Source organism: Thiorhodococcus drewsii AZ1, from assembly GCF_000224065.1.
GTDB classification, from domain to species: Bacteria; Pseudomonadota; Gammaproteobacteria; order Chromatiales; family Chromatiaceae; genus Imhoffiella; species Imhoffiella drewsii.
This window is the reverse complement of sequence record NZ_AFWT01000022.1, coordinates 1-15,333: the sequence shown is the minus strand read 5'-3', so window position 1 is coordinate 15,333 and position 15,333 is coordinate 1. Positions and strand designations below refer to the sequence as shown.

Annotated in this window: 16 protein-coding genes and 1 pseudogene; 8 read left to right on the top strand and 9 right to left on the bottom strand. The window is 62.8% G+C overall.

The annotated features are described in order from the left end of the window. The first annotated feature begins 293 nt into the window (after window positions 1-293). Window positions 294-533 carry a WGR domain-containing protein gene (locus tag THIDRDRAFT_RS15010; protein WP_007041719.1) on the top strand — a complete coding sequence of 80 codons (240 nt, stop codon included), beginning with the start codon at window positions 294-296 and terminating at the stop codon, window positions 531-533. Here the strand turns inward: THIDRDRAFT_RS15010 and THIDRDRAFT_RS15005 are convergent. Next, window positions 506-2,848: a DNA internalization-related competence protein ComEC/Rec2 gene (locus THIDRDRAFT_RS15005; RefSeq protein WP_007041718.1), complete on the bottom strand. Its 2,343-nt coding sequence runs from the start codon at window positions 2,846-2,848 to the stop codon at window positions 506-508. The genes THIDRDRAFT_RS15010 and THIDRDRAFT_RS15005 overlap by 28 nt on opposite strands. A 180-nt stretch (window positions 2,849-3,028) precedes the next feature. On the opposite strand from THIDRDRAFT_RS15005, the gene THIDRDRAFT_RS15000 reads away from it, so the two are divergent. Then, the gene (locus THIDRDRAFT_RS15000) at window positions 3,029-3,559 is read left to right on the top strand and encodes a DUF2062 domain-containing protein (RefSeq protein WP_245535857.1); all 531 of its coding nucleotides are present in this window, start codon (window positions 3,029-3,031) and stop codon (window positions 3,557-3,559) included. Here the strand turns inward: THIDRDRAFT_RS15000 and lolD are convergent. From lolD to THIDRDRAFT_RS14980, 4 genes are all read right to left on the bottom strand, one after another. After that, a complete protein-coding gene (gene lolD / locus THIDRDRAFT_RS14995; RefSeq protein WP_007041716.1) occupies window positions 3,502-4,203 on the bottom strand; it encodes a lipoprotein-releasing ABC transporter ATP-binding protein LolD in 702 nt (233 codons plus the stop codon). The two genes, THIDRDRAFT_RS15000 and lolD, sit on opposite strands and share 58 nt — an antisense overlap. Beyond that, the gene (locus tag THIDRDRAFT_RS14990; protein WP_007041715.1) at window positions 4,196-5,443 is read right to left on the bottom strand and encodes a lipoprotein-releasing ABC transporter permease subunit; all 1,248 of its coding nucleotides are present in this window, start codon (window positions 5,441-5,443) and stop codon (window positions 4,196-4,198) included. Before THIDRDRAFT_RS14990 ends, lolD begins: the two co-directional genes overlap by 8 nt. A gap of 108 nt (window positions 5,444-5,551) precedes the next feature. Next, window positions 5,552-5,947, bottom strand: a complete 396-nt coding sequence (locus THIDRDRAFT_RS14985) for a GFA family protein (protein WP_007041714.1) — start codon at window positions 5,945-5,947, stop codon at window positions 5,552-5,554. Between the two features lie 73 nt (window positions 5,948-6,020). Then, entirely contained in the window at window positions 6,021-7,322 is a 1,302-nt protein-coding gene (locus tag THIDRDRAFT_RS14980) for a threonine/serine exporter family protein (RefSeq protein WP_007041713.1), read from the bottom strand. A 227-nt stretch (window positions 7,323-7,549) separates the two neighbouring features. Here THIDRDRAFT_RS14980 and budA point away from each other — a divergent pair, with 227 nt between their 5' ends. The 3 genes from budA (at window position 7,550) to THIDRDRAFT_RS14965 (ending at window position 10,876) form a co-directional block, all read left to right on the top strand. Continuing rightward, window positions 7,550-8,335 (top strand): acetolactate decarboxylase, encoded by a 786-nt coding sequence (gene budA, locus THIDRDRAFT_RS14975; protein ID WP_007041712.1) that lies wholly within the window; start codon window positions 7,550-7,552, stop codon window positions 8,333-8,335. A gap of 229 nt (window positions 8,336-8,564) precedes the next feature. Then, window positions 8,565-9,926 (top strand): TrpB-like pyridoxal phosphate-dependent enzyme, encoded by a 1,362-nt coding sequence (locus THIDRDRAFT_RS14970; protein ID WP_007041711.1) that lies wholly within the window; start codon window positions 8,565-8,567, stop codon window positions 9,924-9,926. A gap of 56 nt (window positions 9,927-9,982) precedes the next feature. After that, window positions 9,983-10,876 carry a LysM peptidoglycan-binding domain-containing protein gene (locus THIDRDRAFT_RS14965; protein WP_007041710.1) on the top strand — a complete coding sequence of 298 codons (894 nt, stop codon included), beginning with the start codon at window positions 9,983-9,985 and terminating at the stop codon, window positions 10,874-10,876. A 33-nt stretch (window positions 10,877-10,909) separates the two neighbouring features. On the opposite strand, the gene THIDRDRAFT_RS14960 is transcribed toward THIDRDRAFT_RS14965, so the two are convergent. Next, the gene (locus tag THIDRDRAFT_RS14960; RefSeq protein WP_139058752.1) at window positions 10,910-11,359 is read right to left on the bottom strand and encodes a hypothetical protein; all 450 of its coding nucleotides are present in this window, start codon (window positions 11,357-11,359) and stop codon (window positions 10,910-10,912) included. 232 nt (window positions 11,360-11,591) lie between these two features. Between THIDRDRAFT_RS14960 and THIDRDRAFT_RS14955 the strand changes: the two genes are divergently transcribed. From THIDRDRAFT_RS14955 to THIDRDRAFT_RS27340, 3 genes are all read left to right on the top strand, one after another. Beyond that, on the top strand, window positions 11,592-13,283 hold the full coding sequence (locus THIDRDRAFT_RS14955; protein ID WP_007041708.1) for a methyl-accepting chemotaxis protein: 1,692 nt from the start codon (window positions 11,592-11,594) through the stop codon (window positions 13,281-13,283). 270 nt (window positions 13,284-13,553) lie between these two features. Beyond that, window positions 13,554-13,868: an EthD family reductase gene (locus THIDRDRAFT_RS14950; RefSeq protein WP_007041707.1), complete on the top strand. Its 315-nt coding sequence runs from the start codon at window positions 13,554-13,556 to the stop codon at window positions 13,866-13,868. Between the two features lie 139 nt (window positions 13,869-14,007). Beyond that, a complete protein-coding gene (locus THIDRDRAFT_RS27340) occupies window positions 14,008-14,286 on the top strand; it encodes a hypothetical protein (RefSeq protein WP_425358446.1) in 279 nt (92 codons plus the stop codon). Here THIDRDRAFT_RS27340 and THIDRDRAFT_RS14945 read toward each other — a convergent pair. The 3 genes and pseudogenes from THIDRDRAFT_RS14945 to THIDRDRAFT_RS26405 form a co-directional block, all read right to left on the bottom strand. After that, window positions 14,214-14,390, bottom strand: a pseudogene (locus THIDRDRAFT_RS14945) (transposase domain-containing protein); the annotation flags it as partial. The gene THIDRDRAFT_RS27340 and the pseudogene THIDRDRAFT_RS14945 sit on opposite strands and share 73 nt — an antisense overlap. Window positions 14,391-14,542: 152 nt before the next feature. Then, on the bottom strand, window positions 14,543-15,016 hold the full coding sequence (locus THIDRDRAFT_RS14940) for a tyrosine-type recombinase/integrase (protein WP_083827498.1): 474 nt from the start codon (window positions 15,014-15,016) through the stop codon (window positions 14,543-14,545). 205 nt (window positions 15,017-15,221) lie between these two features. Next, entirely contained in the window at window positions 15,222-15,311 is a 90-nt protein-coding gene (locus tag THIDRDRAFT_RS26405) for a hypothetical protein (RefSeq protein ID WP_483754786.1), read from the bottom strand. Window positions 15,312-15,333: the final 22 nt, after the last annotated feature.

Here is a 15,333-nt window from a genome sequence, read left to right as displayed (position 1 = left end):
GAGACGCGTCTCATGGCCAGATGCATCGCACCTCCAACGCGGCTTCATTGCGACTGCATGTCCACCCGCATTTCCATCCGAGGGACGAGTTCCCGTACAATACCCGGCCCCGATCGACCTTGATTCATGGCAAGCGTTTGACTTTGCTGATAATCTCGGCCTGAAAGCCGACCCATGGGTCGACCTTGAGAGTGCCGGCCAAGCATCCGATCGATTCATCCGAGAGCCGCGAACAGAACCGGCAATCAGCTAGAGGGCGCCCGCCCCTTCGCGACGTCAGGAGAATGGGACCCATGTATCGCTGGATACAGCCCGAAAAAGACCGCTACTATCAAGCTCATCTGATAGAAGACCTCTTCGGTGACTGGACCCTTGTCGCCTGTTGGGGAGTATTGCATTCGCGCCAGAGCCAGATGCGCAAGACAGGCGTGCCCTCCTACGAGGCCGGGCTCGAACAGCTCAAGGCGATCGACAGACGCCGCAGACAGCACGGCTACCACCTGATTCAAGGAGCGGCCGACCTGCCGCACTGAGACTCTTCCTCAAGACCATCCACTCCGGGTCGATGGGTCCAGATTCTGCCGGCCCGCGACCGCCATCCCCAGGGGCCCTCGATCCGTCCGCCCGCATCCAGCCGCAGCTCGATCGCACCCGACGTCGCCGTATTCAAGCTCGCGATCCCCAGCGCATCCACCCGAGCACAGACCTCGCTCGATGGAAAACCGAACCGGTTGAGATATCCCGAGGAGAACAAAATCCACTCCGGCGCAACCGTCCGCAGAAACGCCTCCGAGCTGGAGGTCGCGCTGCCGTGGTGGCCCGCAACCAGGATATCGGCGCGCAATCCATTCCCAAAACGCTCGATCAACTCCTGCTCGACCGCCTTGCTGGCATCACCGGTCAGGAGGATCGAACGATCGCCAGCGGTGATCTTGAGCACGCAGGAGGCGTCGTTGTCGCGGGTCGCGCGATCGTCCGGGTACAGGAAGCGGAACGACACACCCGACCATTCCCAGCCATCGCCGACACGACAGCGCCTCGCCCCAGCCAGGTCGAGCTGATCCGGCTCGCCACTCTGAATCCGACCGATCGGCATGGCGTCCGCCAGAGCGGATGCACCGCCCGAATGGTCGCGGTCGGCATGACTGACCACCAGCCGATCGATACGCACGATCCCTTGGCTGTGCAGGAAGGGCAGAATGATCTGCCGACCGCTGTCGAACCCGCCCGGATAGCTCGGCCCCGTGTCGTAGATCAGTGTCCCGTCGTGCGTCACGACCACGATCGCCAACCCCTGCCCCACATCCAGCAGATAGAACCAGAGCGCACCCGGAGGTGGAACGGGCGGATGCACCAGGGCGGCGGGCAACAGCAGCAGAACGCCCAGCCAGCGTCCAGGCAGACCACGCGGTGCCAATAGGAGCAGCACGGCCACCCCCGCGACCACCCAGACCCAGAACGGACGTGCGGACAGATCGAGCGCGGCCCAGTCGCGCCCCCCGAGCCAGATCAGGGCGTCGAGACAGCGACCCAACAGCTCGGCGATCAGTGTGAGCGGTAGGGTCGCGCCCGGAATCAGGCTCGCAAGGCTGGCGATCAGCACCAACGGCAACAGGAGCCCGAAGAGCGGCACCGCAACCAGATTGACCAGTGGTGCGATCAGCGAGGCGCGGTCGAAGAACAGAAAGAGCAGAGGCGCCAATCCGATGCCAACCGCCCATTGCGCCCGCCACCAGACGCCGGCGCGCGATTGCCGTGGGAGTCGCTGCCCGAGGGCGTGGAGCAGCAGACCGACGGCACCGAAGGAGAGCCAGAACCCGTGGGAGAGCACCGCCGCCGGATCCCAAAGAAGCACACCCAGCAAGGCCAGGCTCAGGGCGTGGAATGGCCGCGTGGTGCGTCCCCAATAGAGCGCCCCGAGCAGCACCGCAAGCATGATGAGTGCACGCTGGGTCGAGACGGCGAATCCGGCCAACGCCGCATAACCGACGGCCGCCAGCATGGCGCCAACCACAGCGGCGCGCGGCGCGGCCATGAGCAGCGTCAGCCGGGCACTGCGAGACCAGAGCCAGCGTCCGACCAACAGCAGGCCACCGGCGACCAAACCGACGTGAAGTCCGGAGATGGCGACCAGATGATTGGTTCCGGTCCTGGTCAACGCCTCCCAGTCGCTCCGCTCCAAGCCGGAGCGATCGCCGACGACAAGGGCCTGAACCAGCCCAGTCGCGCGTGCCCCGTCCAGCACCCGAGCCAGATGCTCGGACAGTCCCTGGCGCCAGCGCGCGAGCCTGAAATGCCCCGCTCCATCGTCCAGACGCTCCGCGCCAGCACGCACATAGCCGGTCGCCTTGACCCCCTGCCCGAACAGCCAACGCTCGAAATCGAAGCCGCCAGGATTGGCGTAGCCGTGGGGCGGCTTGAGCCGAACGGGAAGACGCCAGCGTTCGCCGGCCCAAAGCGCAGGGGCGTCACGGTACCAGGTAAGACGAACCCGGCCCGCGAACGCCAGGGACGTGCCGTCCCTCGAGCATTGCTCCACCTCGAACAGGAAGCGCACCGTGCCGTTTCTCACGACCGGAATCGAGGCGATACGGCCCTCGACGAGCACCGGCGCACGACTCAGCGCCAGCGCTTCCGGGAAGGGGTGATGCAGCGACTGAACGACATGAATCTGCGCCCAGAAGAGTCCGAGCGCGAGGGCCGCGACAGGACGCCATCGAGGAATTTTGCACGCAAGGGAAAGCCCGAGTAGGATCGGCGCCGCAACGGCCCACGTCGGCGGTAATCCAGGCGCGAAATAGACGATCAGGATCCCAACGGCGAAGGCCAGCGGCCAAAGGCCGCTCATCGGCGCCTAGCCGCCATCTGAGCGGACATAGGTCGCATCAGCGCGTTTCTTGCCCGACGGACGGTCTTCGGACACAGAGATCGATCGACGGATCCGGGCGCGGCTACCCTATACTCGCGCCATCCTGCCGAGATGAAGACCAAGCGGACTTGCTGAGTGAAGAAATGGCTGAAACGGGTCATGCCGACCCCAAAATCGATCCATGAGAATCGATATCTTGGCATCTTCGGTAAGCTACTGCACGATCCCAACCTCTGGCATCTGAACCGTCATTCGGTCGCCGGCGCCTTCGGGATCGGCATGTTCGTCATGTACCTGCCACCGTTCGGCCACACCTTCATCGTGGCCGCGCTCGCCATCTATCTGCGCGTGAACCTACCCATCTCCATGGCGCTGGTCTGGATCTCCAATCCAGTGACCATCCCGCCCATGTTCTATGTCGCCTACGTGGTCGGCTGCTGGATACTCGGTATGCAGGCGGAGGGATTCAACGTCCACTTCTGGCTGGACTGGCACAACTGGTTGGCGGTCACCGCCCCCGTGCTGCTCGGCAGCATCATCTGCGGCGCCGTCTGCGGTCTGCTGGGATACCTGAGCATCCAGATCCTCTGGCGCTGGAAGCTGATGCGCCAGATCCAGGCTCGGAAGGCGCGCTATCGCTCGATGGTCGAATCGCGCACCAGCCGTCCGTCCTCCAAGAACCAGACCTGATCCATCCGCCCGGCCAACTCCAGGTCGTGGGTGACGAGCACCAGACTGGTGCCGATCTCGCGATTGAGTTCCAGCATCAGCTCGTAGACGCCGGCCGAGGTATTGCGGTCCAGGTTGCCTGTGGGCTCGTCCGCCAACAGACAGGCCGGATGCGTCACCAGTGCGCGGGCAACCGCCGCGCGCTGGCGCTCGCCGCCCGAGAGTTCGCCCGGCTTATGGGCGCCGCGATGACCGAGACCGACCCGCCGCAGCAGATCCTCGGCCGTCTCCCTCGCCTCCGTCGGCTTGGCCCCGCCGATCAGGAACGGCATGGCCACGTTCTCCAGCGCGGTGAATTCGGGCAGCAGATGGTGAAACTGATAGACGAACCCCAGATGGCGGTTGCGCAACCGACCGATCTGCGATTCGGACAGCTTGCTCACGTCCTGGCCGAGCCATCGCAGACTGCCTGCACTCGGGCGATCCAATCCGCCGATGCAATGCAGCAGGGTGCTCTTGCCCGACCCCGAGGCCCCGAGGATGGCGATACGCTCACCGGCGCTTACGGTGAAATCGACGCCCTGCAGCACCTCGACCACCTGAGGTCCCTGGTGGAAGGTCTTGACCAGACCCTTGGCTTCCAGAACCAATGTCGACTCACTCATAACGCAACGCCTCCGCCGGCTGGGTCCTGGCGGCGCGCCAGGCCGGATAGAGGGTCGCCAGAACCGACATCAAGAAGGCGCCGGCACCGATCGACAGGACATCGGAGAGGTGCACGTCGGAGGGAAGCTCGCTGATGTAATAGATGCTTGGATCGAGGAAATGGACACCGAACAGGCTCTCGATGGCTCCCACCACCGGCTCCACGTTCAGGGCCAGTATCACGCCGGCGACCATGCCGATCAGGGTTCCGATCAAGCCGATCGCCGTGCCCTGGACCATGAAGATGGCCATGATGCGTCCAGGCGAGATGCCGAGCGTGCGCATCACCGCGATGTCGGACTGCTTGTCGGTCACCACCATCACCAGGGTCGAGACGATGTTGAAGGCTGCCACCGCGACGATGAGGAAGAGGATGATCCCCATCATGCGTTTCTCCATCGCCAGTGCGCTGAAGAAGTTGCTGTGCATCTGGGTCCAGTCGACCAGGCGATAGACGCCGCCGAGATCGTAGGCGATCTCGCGTGCCATACGCGGCGCCTCCCACATATCGGTCAACTTGAGCCGCACCCCGGACACGGCATCGCCGAGGTTCAGCAGCTTGGCTCCGTCCGAGAGCTGAATGAAGGCCGCGTTGCGGTCGTAGTCGGCCATACCGACTGCGAAGATACCGCTGACGGTGAAACGCTTGAGACGCGGCATGATACCGACCGGGGTCGCGCTGACCTGCGGCGTTACCACGGTGACCTTGTCCCCCGGACCCACCCCGAGAAAGGCCGCCAGATCGCGACCCAGAATGATGCGGAACTCGCCGTCCACCAGATCGTCGACCGAACCCCGGGTCATCTCGCGGCGCAGATCGGAGACCTGATCCTCGTCGGTCGGCAGGATGCCCCGGATCAGGGCGCCGCTGACCTGGGAGCCGTTGACCAGCATGCCCTGCACCTCGACGAAGGGCGCGGCACCGACCACGTCGCGATGGGCGCGCACCTTCTCCAGGATCTCGCGCCAGTTGGCCATGCCCCCATAGGGATCGGTCAGGGTGGCATGCGAGGCCATGCTGAGGATGCGTTGCTGGATCTCCTTGTGAAATCCGTTCATGACGGACAGCACCACGATCAGGGCGACGATGCCCAGCGTGATCCCGACCATCGAGGTCCCGGAGATGAAAGAGATGAAATGGTTACGACGCTTCGCTCGCGTGTAGCGCAGGCCGATATAGAGTGGGAGGGGATGATACATAGGCGCGGGATTTAATCACAAAGCCGGAGGGAGTGCCGAAAATCCTCGCTCATGCCGCCAGTTCCCGCGCAGCGGGTTTCGAGCGGCAGAGCAGGCATTTTCCGAGCATCACGTCTGCCACGTATCGAATTGCGGCGCTGAACCGCCGATGTGATCCCACGGCGCCTTTGATCCCACGAAGATATGCGCCTCGATCTGAATGCCGGGATCACCATTCAGGGTTCCCAGCGTGACCCCATGCACCTGACCCTTGTGCGTTCCGCACAGCGTCGTGCCGCAGGTCTTGCAGAACATCAGCCCCCAGTCGGGCTGAGACGCATACGCTTGCAGATTCTCGGCACCACGCACCCAAGAGAAGGACCCTGGATCGGCCAATTCGGCATAGGCCGAACCCGCCCCGCTAAAGGCCTTCCGGCAGCGCGAGCAGTGACAGGATCGCGCATGCATGAGTTCGCCATCGATACGGTATTGCACCGCGCCGCAAAAACATTCGCCTTCGATCAATTCAGTGTCTCCCGTTCAGTCGCACCCAACATGAAGAAAACACACGCCTTGCTTCCAACAAGAGGAGAGGCGCTTACCGATCCGGCTTGCCGGGAATCCGGCCCTCGAAGCTCCAGGCGCGGTCCGTCAGCATGCGGGCGAGCGCCAGTCCGATGACGATTCCGGCGACGATGAACATGGCCTGGTAGGCGTTGTCGATCGCCTCCTGCGACATCCCCTGATTGGCATAGACCAGCGCCTGATAGGCGATCGCGCCCGGAATCATGATGAGCACCGGCGGTACCGACAGCACGATCCTCGGACAGTGCATGCGCGGCGAGATCCAGGCGGCCAACAGCCCGACCAGCAGACTCGCCGCCGGAGCGGCCAGTTGCAGCGGCCAATGGAGGTCGACCCAATAGAGTCGCAGCGTATTGGCCAGCATCCCGATCGCGGCGGCCGCCAAGGCGATGTGCAGCGGGGTGTTGAACATGATGGCAAATCCCAAGACGCCGCAGAAGCTCGCCGCCATCCGTAATGTCACCAGCGTCGGATCCGACAGATCCAGCTCCGGCGCCTGCAAGGGGACCAGATGCACCAGTTCGGCGACCAGCCAGGCGCTGATGGAGGCCACGCTGACGATCAGGATGGCATAGGTCAACCGCGCGATCCCGGCGCTGAAATCGAGTCGGGCCAGGTCGAGCGCGGCAGTGATGAGCGGAAAGCCCGGAATCAGAAAGAGCACGGCGGATGTATAACCCGCAGCGTGACGCGAGCTGGGCACCCCGAGCGTCATCAAGACCCCTGTGACCACGAGATAGAGCAGACAGGCGACGATGCCCGCCATCAGGGTGACCCCAAGCTGATTGAGACGACGGCGGGCGAGCGTCGCGCGCAACCACTGCCCCGCCCCGGCGCCAATCGCAACGCCCAGACACTCCAGCCAACCGCCGTGATTGAGAAAGCAGAAGGCCCCACAGGCGAGCATCGCGGCCATGGCCGTCAGCACAGGTCCGTAGCGGGTCGCATGGTTGGCGATGGCATCGAGCCGACGCTCGAAGTCGTCGAGACGGGTCCCCTGCGCGGTACCGAGCGCCAGCGCCTCCATCTCGACGATACGCCCCGCGTTGACGCTGACCGCCGGGATGGTCCCCACCAGCGTATGCGTCCTGGATCCAAGCACGCAGGTCGCCATCACCGTGTTGAGCGTCACCTCGGCATGGACGGCCTCCAAACCGAGCGCGACTCCCACCCGGTTCATTTCTTCTTTCACACGGTAGGCACCGGTTCCGGCCGAGGCCATGAGGGTACCAGCGCGCACGACCGCGCGGCAGGTCGACTCGAAATCGAGCGTCTCGTCGAGCGTTTTAGCGGATTGTGGGATAACAGGATCCATGAGCCTCGTTGGTGGTTAGAATGCATTGAGTTCGGCCATCGGAAACGATCGGGATGCACACGCCGTCAACCACCAGCCGAATAGAGACCGAGCGGCAGAATCATAAAGATCCGATCTCATGCCGAACAAGCCCGGCGTCTGACAACGAATGCCGGCATAGATTCCACATCCTGACACACGCACCACGAGGGTGATCGCTCGAGCGCACCCTCCGAGAGGACCGACCGATGAAGATCTCGACCAGGCTTTCGGCCATGGTGCTCGGCTTCGGCATCTGTATCCAGGCGCAGGCGGGTGACGACACCCTCTATCAGGTCTCAACCATCGACGCACTGCTCGCCGGCGTCTACGAACCGGTCGCACAGGTCGGCGACCTCATGCGTCACGGCGACTTCGGACTGGGGACCTTCGAGGCGCTCGACGGCGAGGCCATCCTCTTCGAGGGCAGGATCTACCAGGCCCGCTCGGACGGCGTGGTACGTCAGATGCCGCCCGAAACGGGCACGCCCTTCATGGCCGTCACCCATTTCGATCAGGACCTCGCGCTCACACCGCCGAGCGACCAGAACTATGCCGACTTCAAGTCCTGGCTGGAGGCCGCACTGCCGAGTCGCAACATCGCCTATGCGATCCGGGTCGATGGCCAATTCGCCCAGGTCCGCTATCGCAGCGTCCCGCGCCAATATAAACCCTACCCTCCGCTCTTGGAGGCGTCCAAGTCGCAGACCTTTTTCGAGCAGAAAGAGATCCGAGGCACACTCATCGGCTTCTGGTGTCCGGCCTTCACCAAGGGCGTCAACGTACCCGGTTTCCATCTCCATTTCCTCTCGGACGACCGGCAGCATGCAGGACACCTGCTCGACTTCGAGCTGACCCGAGGCCAGGTCGCCATCGACCTCACCAACGACTGGTCGGTCGGCCTGCCGATGGATCCGTCCTTCCTCGACGCCAACCTGGAAGCGGATCGCAGCGAAGCACTGCACCGGGTCGAGCAGGGCAAATCGGACGAATGAATGAATAAAACTGGCCTGGCGCAAGTTTCGGCCTGGATGGGATTCAAGGCCAGCAACAAAACTGGCACACTTGCCGCGCGATAACGCAAGACCAGCGGTGATCCGAGAAAGAAGGCGGCGACTGAAGGTCGTACGCGATGGTACAGACAAGTGCCCCCTGGAAACGCGCCCAAGAACGTGTTTCATCTACCGCCGGCAGCCCATCCATCACTGAGGCGAATACGTCAGAATGAGCGACCCAGTCAAATATCAGCTCGACGAGCAACAGATTCCCCGCTTCTGGTACAACATCAACGCCGATCTGCCCGTGCCCATGGACCCGGTTCTGCATCCGGGCACCAAGCAGCCGATCACCCCGGAAGAACTCGGTGTCATCTTCCCCCGTGCCGTCATCGAGCAGGAAGTCAGCACCGAACGCGAGATCGAGATCCCAGAGCCGGTCCGCGAAATTCTCTGCCAGTGGCGCCCCTCCCCGCTCTACCGCGCCCGACGTCTCGAACAGGCGCTCAATACCCCGGCCAAGATCTTCTACAAGTACGAGGGCGTCAGCCCACCGGGAAGCCACAAGGCCAACACCGCCATCGCCCAGGCCTTCTACAACAAGGCGGAAGGCGTCAAGCGCATCACCACCGAGACCGGCGCCGGTCAGTGGGGCTCGTCCCTGGCCATGGCCGGATCCATGTTCGGCCTCGAAATCCTGGTCTACATGGTCAAGGTCAGCTACAACCATAAGCCGTACCGCCGCGCCTTCATGGAGACCTTCGGCGCCCAGTGCATCGCCAGCCCCAGCAACACCACCGAATCGGGCCGCGCCGTGCTCGCCGAGCATCCGGACAGCACCGGCAGCCTAGGCATCGCCATCAGCGAGGCGGTCGAACTGGCCGTCCAGCGCGACGACACCAAATATGCCCTCGGCAGCGTGCTCAACCACGTCCTGCTGCACCAGACCGTCATCGGACTGGAGGCCCAGAAACAACTGGAGATGGCCGACGCCTATCCAGATATGATCATCGGCTGCACTGGCGGCGGCAGCAACTTCGCCGGCATCGCCTTCCCCTTCCTCGGCACTCAGCTGCGTGGCGGCCGCGCGGTGGAATGCATCGCTGTCGAACCCACCGCCTGCCCGACGCTCACCAAGGGGCTCTTCGCCTACGACTTCGGCGACACCGCCCACCTCACCCCGCTGTGCAAGATGCATACACTGGGCTCGACCTTCGTCCCACCGGGCTTCCACGCCGGCGGTCTGCGCTATCACGGCATGGCGCCGCAGATCAGCCATCTGGCCAAGCTCGGCTATATCGCCCCGCGCTCCTACAACCAGCTCGAATGCTTCGCGGCCGGCATCCAGTTCGCCCAATCAGAGGGTATCGTCCCCGCGCCCGAGGCCACCCACGCGGTACGCGCGGCGATCCACGAGGCCGAGAAGTGCCGCGAGTCGGGCGAATCCAAGACCATCCTCTTCAATCTGAGCGGTCACGGAAACTTCGACATGCAGGCCTATACGGACTATCTGGGCGGCAAGCTGAAGGATCTCGACTACGCCGAGAACGAGGTGGCCATGGCGCTCTCCGGTCTGCCGTCGATCGGTTGAGGCATTGCCCAGGTAACAGAGGATCCTCGAACGCGCCACGATCAGGAGAACGCCGGATGCAACCGACCCCACGCCTTGCCACTCCGACTCTGGCGCTCATGATCGCCGGGATCCTCGTTCTGACGGCTCCGGCCCTGGTCTTCACGGCCGAGCCCACGTCCCAGGCGGCGAACGAGACGCCGCCTGGGAACCTGGAACAGCTCGATCATTTCCAGCATCAACTCGAAGAGCTCAAGCAGCGCGTCCAAGGCATGGAAGGCAAGCTGCGCGAATCCGCCACCGCGCGCAAGGGTGCCGACCAGGCCCGTATGGAGGCCGAGCGCCGACTGGCCGAAAAATCGCAGCAAGTCGAGCGCCAGAGGGAAGAGACGCAGCGGCTCCAAGCCGAAATGATCGCATTGGAACGCCAGGTCGAGGAAAAGGACGCCGAAATCGCCCGGCTGCACATGGACACGCTCGACCTGCAATCGGAGCGCGACAAACTCAAGGACAAGCTCGCCGAGCACGAGGACCGGATCGCCAGATTCGACGAGGAGCTACACACAACGACCGAGGCGCACGCCGAACTCGAATCCCGCTTGGCCGAGATCCAGAGCCAGCTCCCCACCTCACAGGGCGGCACCCTCACGCCCGAGGCCGCGCGCGAATCGGCCGCCGAGGCATTCGCCCTGCTGCAAGAAGCGCAACAGACTCCCAGTTCACCACCGGACCCGGCCGCCAGCGATCGCATCCGCGCGGCCGAGGACGCGCTTCAGCGAAGACAATTCATACTAGCCAACACCCTTTCGGCCCAAGGCGTCTACCGGGTGCGGTCGAACGACACCCTCGCCCAGATCAGCAGCCGCCTCTATGGCAGCGGCAACCAGTGGCACACCCTCTTCGAAGCCAACCGCCATCTCCTCGAAGACCCAGACCACTTAGCCCCCGGAATGACACTGGTCATCCCCTGACGGCACCACCCCGGACACGCGCCAACCTCGCCATCAGTCGCAAGGCGTGAAGAAATCGCTCCCTAGCGCCTCCCGGCATTGAGCAGCAAGCTCGTCCGCCGCTTCGGCCGTCTCTGCCTCGTCGGCCATCGCCCCCAACTGACGCGCCGCACGGCAAGGCTCGGCCCGAACGCAACGCCCGTCCTTACCGCACGCATGATCTAGCAGACGCTCGCAATCGGCCAAGCGCGACCCCGTCTTGGGCGTCTCAGCTCGACTCCAGGCATCCAACATCCCAGCCTGGGGAACCGCCCTTCCCTCCCGGACGATCACCACCGAGCCGTCGGCGAGCCGATGCACTCCATCCCATAGCGGACGCCGCTGACCATGATCCAACTGCCAGGCACGGTGGGTTTGCGAATCCACCTCGATCTGAGTCCCATCTGACAATTGCCCCCGCCAATCAGCCGCCATCGGCAGAGACGCCCATGTCAGCATGGCCATGGAGGCCATATATCGAACGACGAATGTACGCATGTCAGCCACCGTAATCTGGTCTATCTTTTGCTTGTGTACACAGACCTGTCGAGCGGGCACAGGGCTGCAGAACAATAACGATCAATCCGGCCCCACTTCCTCCCGGCACGCTTAAAAAACACTGCTTTCGGACTGGTCTCGATCCAGATGACCGTTCCGCATCTAGGTTCACGATCGACGTGAAGAGGACGAAGAAAGGATGATGAAAACAAAAACGCTCTCGATCAGATCCAAAATCCTGCTGGTTGCAATCACACCCATCCTCCTCGTCGTCGGCCTCTTGCTGACCCAGACGATCAGCAGCGAGCGTCAAGCGGGGGTGGAACGGATCGAGAACACCCGAGCCCTGCTGATGGCCGAAAAGGCGGCGCAACTGAAGAGCTACGTCGAACTGGCCATCAGTGCTATCAAGAAGATCTACGATGCGGCCGGACCGGAGGACAGGGCGGCGCAGGAGCGCGCCAAGACGATCCTGCGCCAACTCAGCTTCGGCGCCGACGGTTATATCTTCGCCTACAGCTATGACGGCACCAACCAGGTGCTCGGCCCCAAACCGGAGCTTGAGGGGAAAAACCTCATCGATCTGCGCGACAAGGACGGAAAACCGTTGATTCGATCGATGATCGAACAGGGCCAAGCGGGCGGTGGAACCTATATGTACAAATGGGACAAGCCCTCGACGCACAACCTGGTGGATAAGCTGAGTTACGTCGCCCCCTTGGATAAATGGCAGTGGATCGTCGGCACGGGTTTCTATATCGACGACATCGACGCAACGCTCGCGCAAATCAAGAAACAAGTTGATCAGTCGATCACCGCACGCCTCATCAAAACGACGTCGTTGGCCGCACTGCTGATCGTGCTCGCCCTAGCGGGGAGCATCTGGCTCTCCAGTCGCATCACCCGCCCCCTGGCCAACACATCGTCCGCGCTGCTCGAAATCGCCGACGGCGATGGTGACCTGACCCGGCGCCTTGATGAAAAGAGCGCGGACGAGGTCGGCAAACTGTCATCCGGATTCAACCATTTCGTCGTCAAGATCCATCGCATCATCCAAAGCGTCGATACGGTCACGAAACGTCTGACAGTCGCGGCGGAACAGATGCGGGACAACGCCGATCAGGCGAATACGGCGGCACAGAAACAGCGGCAGGGAACCGATCAGATCGCGGTCGCCATCAATCAGATGACCGCAACGGTTCAAGATGTGGCGCGCAATGCGTCGGAGGCGGCTCAGGCGGCGGAATCCGCAGAAACCAAGGTCCAAGAGGGCATCTCGACCGTAGACGGCACCATCTCCTGCATCGGCGAGCTGGCCCGGCTCTCGGACGATGCGGCCGACATGGCTCGGACGCTCTCGACAGAGAGCGCGCACATCGGCTCGGTGCTGGACGTGATTCGCGGCATCGCCGAGCAGACCAATCTGCTCGCACTGAACGCGGCGATCGAGGCCGCCCGCGCCGGCGAACAGGGTCGCGGATTCGCCGTCGTCGCCGACGAGGTGCGTACGCTTGCGAGCCGCACGCAGCAATCCACCCTGGAGATCCAGGACATGACTCAGCGGCTGCAGTCCGGCACCTCGGACACGGTCGAGATGATGACCCGCAGCGCCGACCAGACCAAGCAGGCGGTCGAGGTCGCCGAACGGGCCGGCGACAGTCTGCGCGCCATCTCAGAGGCGGTCGGCACCATCACGGCCATGAATACTCAGATCGCAACCGCCGCCGAGGAACAGGGAGCGGTCGCGGAGGAGATCAACCGCAACGTCACGCACATCTCAGACACCGCCGATCACTCCGAGCGCGCGGCGAAGAGCTCGGCCGATACGGCACACGAGGTGAGCCAACTGGGCGGCGATCTCAGAGACTTGGTCGGAAACTTCAAGATCTAACCACATCCAGCGCGGACGATCCGTCTCGCAACAGCAGCCGTTCCCGCCGAAAACCGAACACGGAGAAAACGACGCCTCGTGGAGTGACCCGCGTAACGGCACACATGGAACAGCGGCGGGTCAAGGCTGCAACAGCGGTCACGTTCAAGCCTTGCCGAAACGGCTCTCGACCGACAGAAACCGCATTGGCCCGTTACCTGCTCATGCACATGGCGTCCTCTCTCCGGACCAAGCACGACATCCAACAAGAACACGACGAGGAGATCGCCAATGATCAAGGTCAGTGTCATGTATCCCAACACACCAGGGGCACGCTTCGACCACGACTACTACCGCGACACGCACCTACCCTTGGTGAAAGCGCGCATGGGCGAACACTGCAGATCCTATACGATCGATCGAGGATTGGGCGGCGGCGCCCCGGACACACCCGCGACCTACGTCGGCATGTGCCACATCTTCTGCGACTCCGTCGAGTCCTTCCAAGCCGGATTCGGCCCGCATGCCGAGGAGATTATGGCCGACATCCCCAACTACACCGACCTGAGCCCAGTGATCCAGATCAGCGAGGTCATTGTCGGTTGAGAGCAATAGGGGGAATACGACAAGTGCGGCGTTGCCAGGTCGCACTGTCCGATCCCCGCTCAGTTCTGTTCTTCGAGTTTTCTGATGGGGTTTTTGGGGTTAAGTAAACTGTCCCCGGAACTCGCTCGTCCGTGGTTGGATGGGCTACTTCGGCATCTCGGACTATTACCGGCCGATCCCCGAGCTGGACCACTGGCTGCGGCGAAGCATCCGCATGTGTACTGGAAGCAGTGGCGCGGGTGCGCAATCGCATTCGCCAGCTGAGGTCTCTGGGGACACGGATAGTAAGCGTCCGGAGAACTACAGGATTGACCCAACCGGCTTGATATCGTCCATTGTCAGATTGTGCGGCAACAGTGCCGCGATGGCCTCTGGGGTCTTGGCCGAAGGTAGGTATTCGAAGAGATGGTTGAGGTAGGCCCAGGGCTCGAGGGCGTTGGCCTTGGCCGTCTCGATCAGGCTGTAGAGCAAGGCGCTAGTCTCGGCGCCCTTGGGACTACCAGCGAACAGCCAGTTCTTGCGTTTATGCCCAGCAGGGCATAAACGCAATTATGCGCACCTCCGGATTATGCGCAGTTGTTCAGTCAAACGTCTCGCAGTCCGGCATCAACGCCGAATTAGCGTTGCCTATCAGGAAGCGCTCGTCCACGCGGCATAGCCGGGACTGCGCCTAATCACAAGCTGTCGAGGAAGGCGAGAACATCGGCTTTTGGCGAGTAACGCGGTGCCTTCGTCTCGGGCGGCTGCAATGTGGCCAATGCCCGTTCCTTCATGGCTAGATCGGCCTCCAAATACTGATGGGTGGTCGAGACATCCTTATGGCCGAGCCACAAGGCGATGACTGCCAAGTCGACGCCGGATTGCAGGAGCGCCATCGCGGTGGAATGGCGCACGACATGGGGCGAGACGTTTCGGTCTCGCAATGATGGACAGCCGGAGGTAGCCGCACTGACAGCGCGTTGCAAGCGCTCCTCCACGCCCGAGCGACTCATCGCTTGACCGAAGCGATTTGGGAGTAGCGCTTGCGTTGGCTCAGTTGGCAGGGTGCGCATCCAGGCGCGTACCGCTGCCGAGGTATGTTTCCAGAGCGGCAGGACACGCTCCTTGCGTCCCTTGCCATGCAAATGCACGGCACCGTTGTGCTGCAGATCGACATCCCGGCGCTGGCTAGATCGGCCTCCAAATACTGATGGGTGGTCGAGACATCCTTATGGCCGAGCCACAAGGCGATGACTGCCAAGTCGACGCCGGATTGCAGGAGCGCCATCGCGGTGGAATGGCGCACGACATGGGGCGAGACGTTTCGGTCTCGCAATGATGGACTGTAGTGGTCAAGTCCCAGCGGACACTTTGTTAAGCTGCGTTCGCCTTTGCCTCGAACTCTGCTGGGCTGACATAGCCCAGATAGGAGTGGCGGCGCTGGCTGTTGTAGAACATTTCGATGTAGTCCGATCACACACGCTCT

What these genes read in the sequence shown, in the direction of transcription:
- THIDRDRAFT_RS14950 (WP_007041707.1), top strand. Translation starts at nt 13,554, where the DNA reads ATGATCAAGGTCAGTGTCATGTATCCCAACACACCAGGGGCACGCTTC.
- THIDRDRAFT_RS14970 (WP_007041711.1), top strand. Translation starts at nt 8,565, where the DNA reads ATGAGCGACCCAGTCAAATATCAGCTCGACGAGCAACAGATTCCCCGC.
- THIDRDRAFT_RS14955 (WP_007041708.1), top strand. Translation starts at nt 11,592, where the DNA reads ATGATGAAAACAAAAACGCTCTCGATCAGATCCAAAATCCTGCTGGTT.
- THIDRDRAFT_RS14965 (WP_007041710.1), top strand. Translation starts at nt 9,983, where the DNA reads ATGCAACCGACCCCACGCCTTGCCACTCCGACTCTGGCGCTCATGATC.
- lolD (WP_007041716.1), bottom strand. Translation starts at nt 4,203, where the DNA reads ATGAGTGAGTCGACATTGGTTCTGGAAGCCAAGGGTCTGGTCAAGACC.
- THIDRDRAFT_RS15010 (WP_007041719.1), top strand. Translation starts at nt 294, where the DNA reads ATGTATCGCTGGATACAGCCCGAAAAAGACCGCTACTATCAAGCTCAT.
- THIDRDRAFT_RS27340 (WP_425358446.1), top strand. Translation starts at nt 14,008, where the DNA reads ATGGGCTACTTCGGCATCTCGGACTATTACCGGCCGATCCCCGAGCTG.
- THIDRDRAFT_RS15005 (WP_007041718.1), bottom strand. Translation starts at nt 2,848, where the DNA reads ATGAGCGGCCTTTGGCCGCTGGCCTTCGCCGTTGGGATCCTGATCGTC.
- budA (WP_007041712.1), top strand. Translation starts at nt 7,550, where the DNA reads ATGAAGATCTCGACCAGGCTTTCGGCCATGGTGCTCGGCTTCGGCATC.
- THIDRDRAFT_RS15000 (WP_245535857.1), top strand. Translation starts at nt 3,029, where the DNA reads ATGCCGACCCCAAAATCGATCCATGAGAATCGATATCTTGGCATCTTC.
- THIDRDRAFT_RS14980 (WP_007041713.1), bottom strand. Translation starts at nt 7,322, where the DNA reads ATGGATCCTGTTATCCCACAATCCGCTAAAACGCTCGACGAGACGCTC.
- THIDRDRAFT_RS14960 (WP_139058752.1), bottom strand. Translation starts at nt 11,359, where the DNA reads ATGGCCATGCTGACATGGGCGTCTCTGCCGATGGCGGCTGATTGGCGG.
- THIDRDRAFT_RS14990 (WP_007041715.1), bottom strand. Translation starts at nt 5,443, where the DNA reads ATGTATCATCCCCTCCCACTCTATATCGGCCTGCGCTACACGCGAGCG.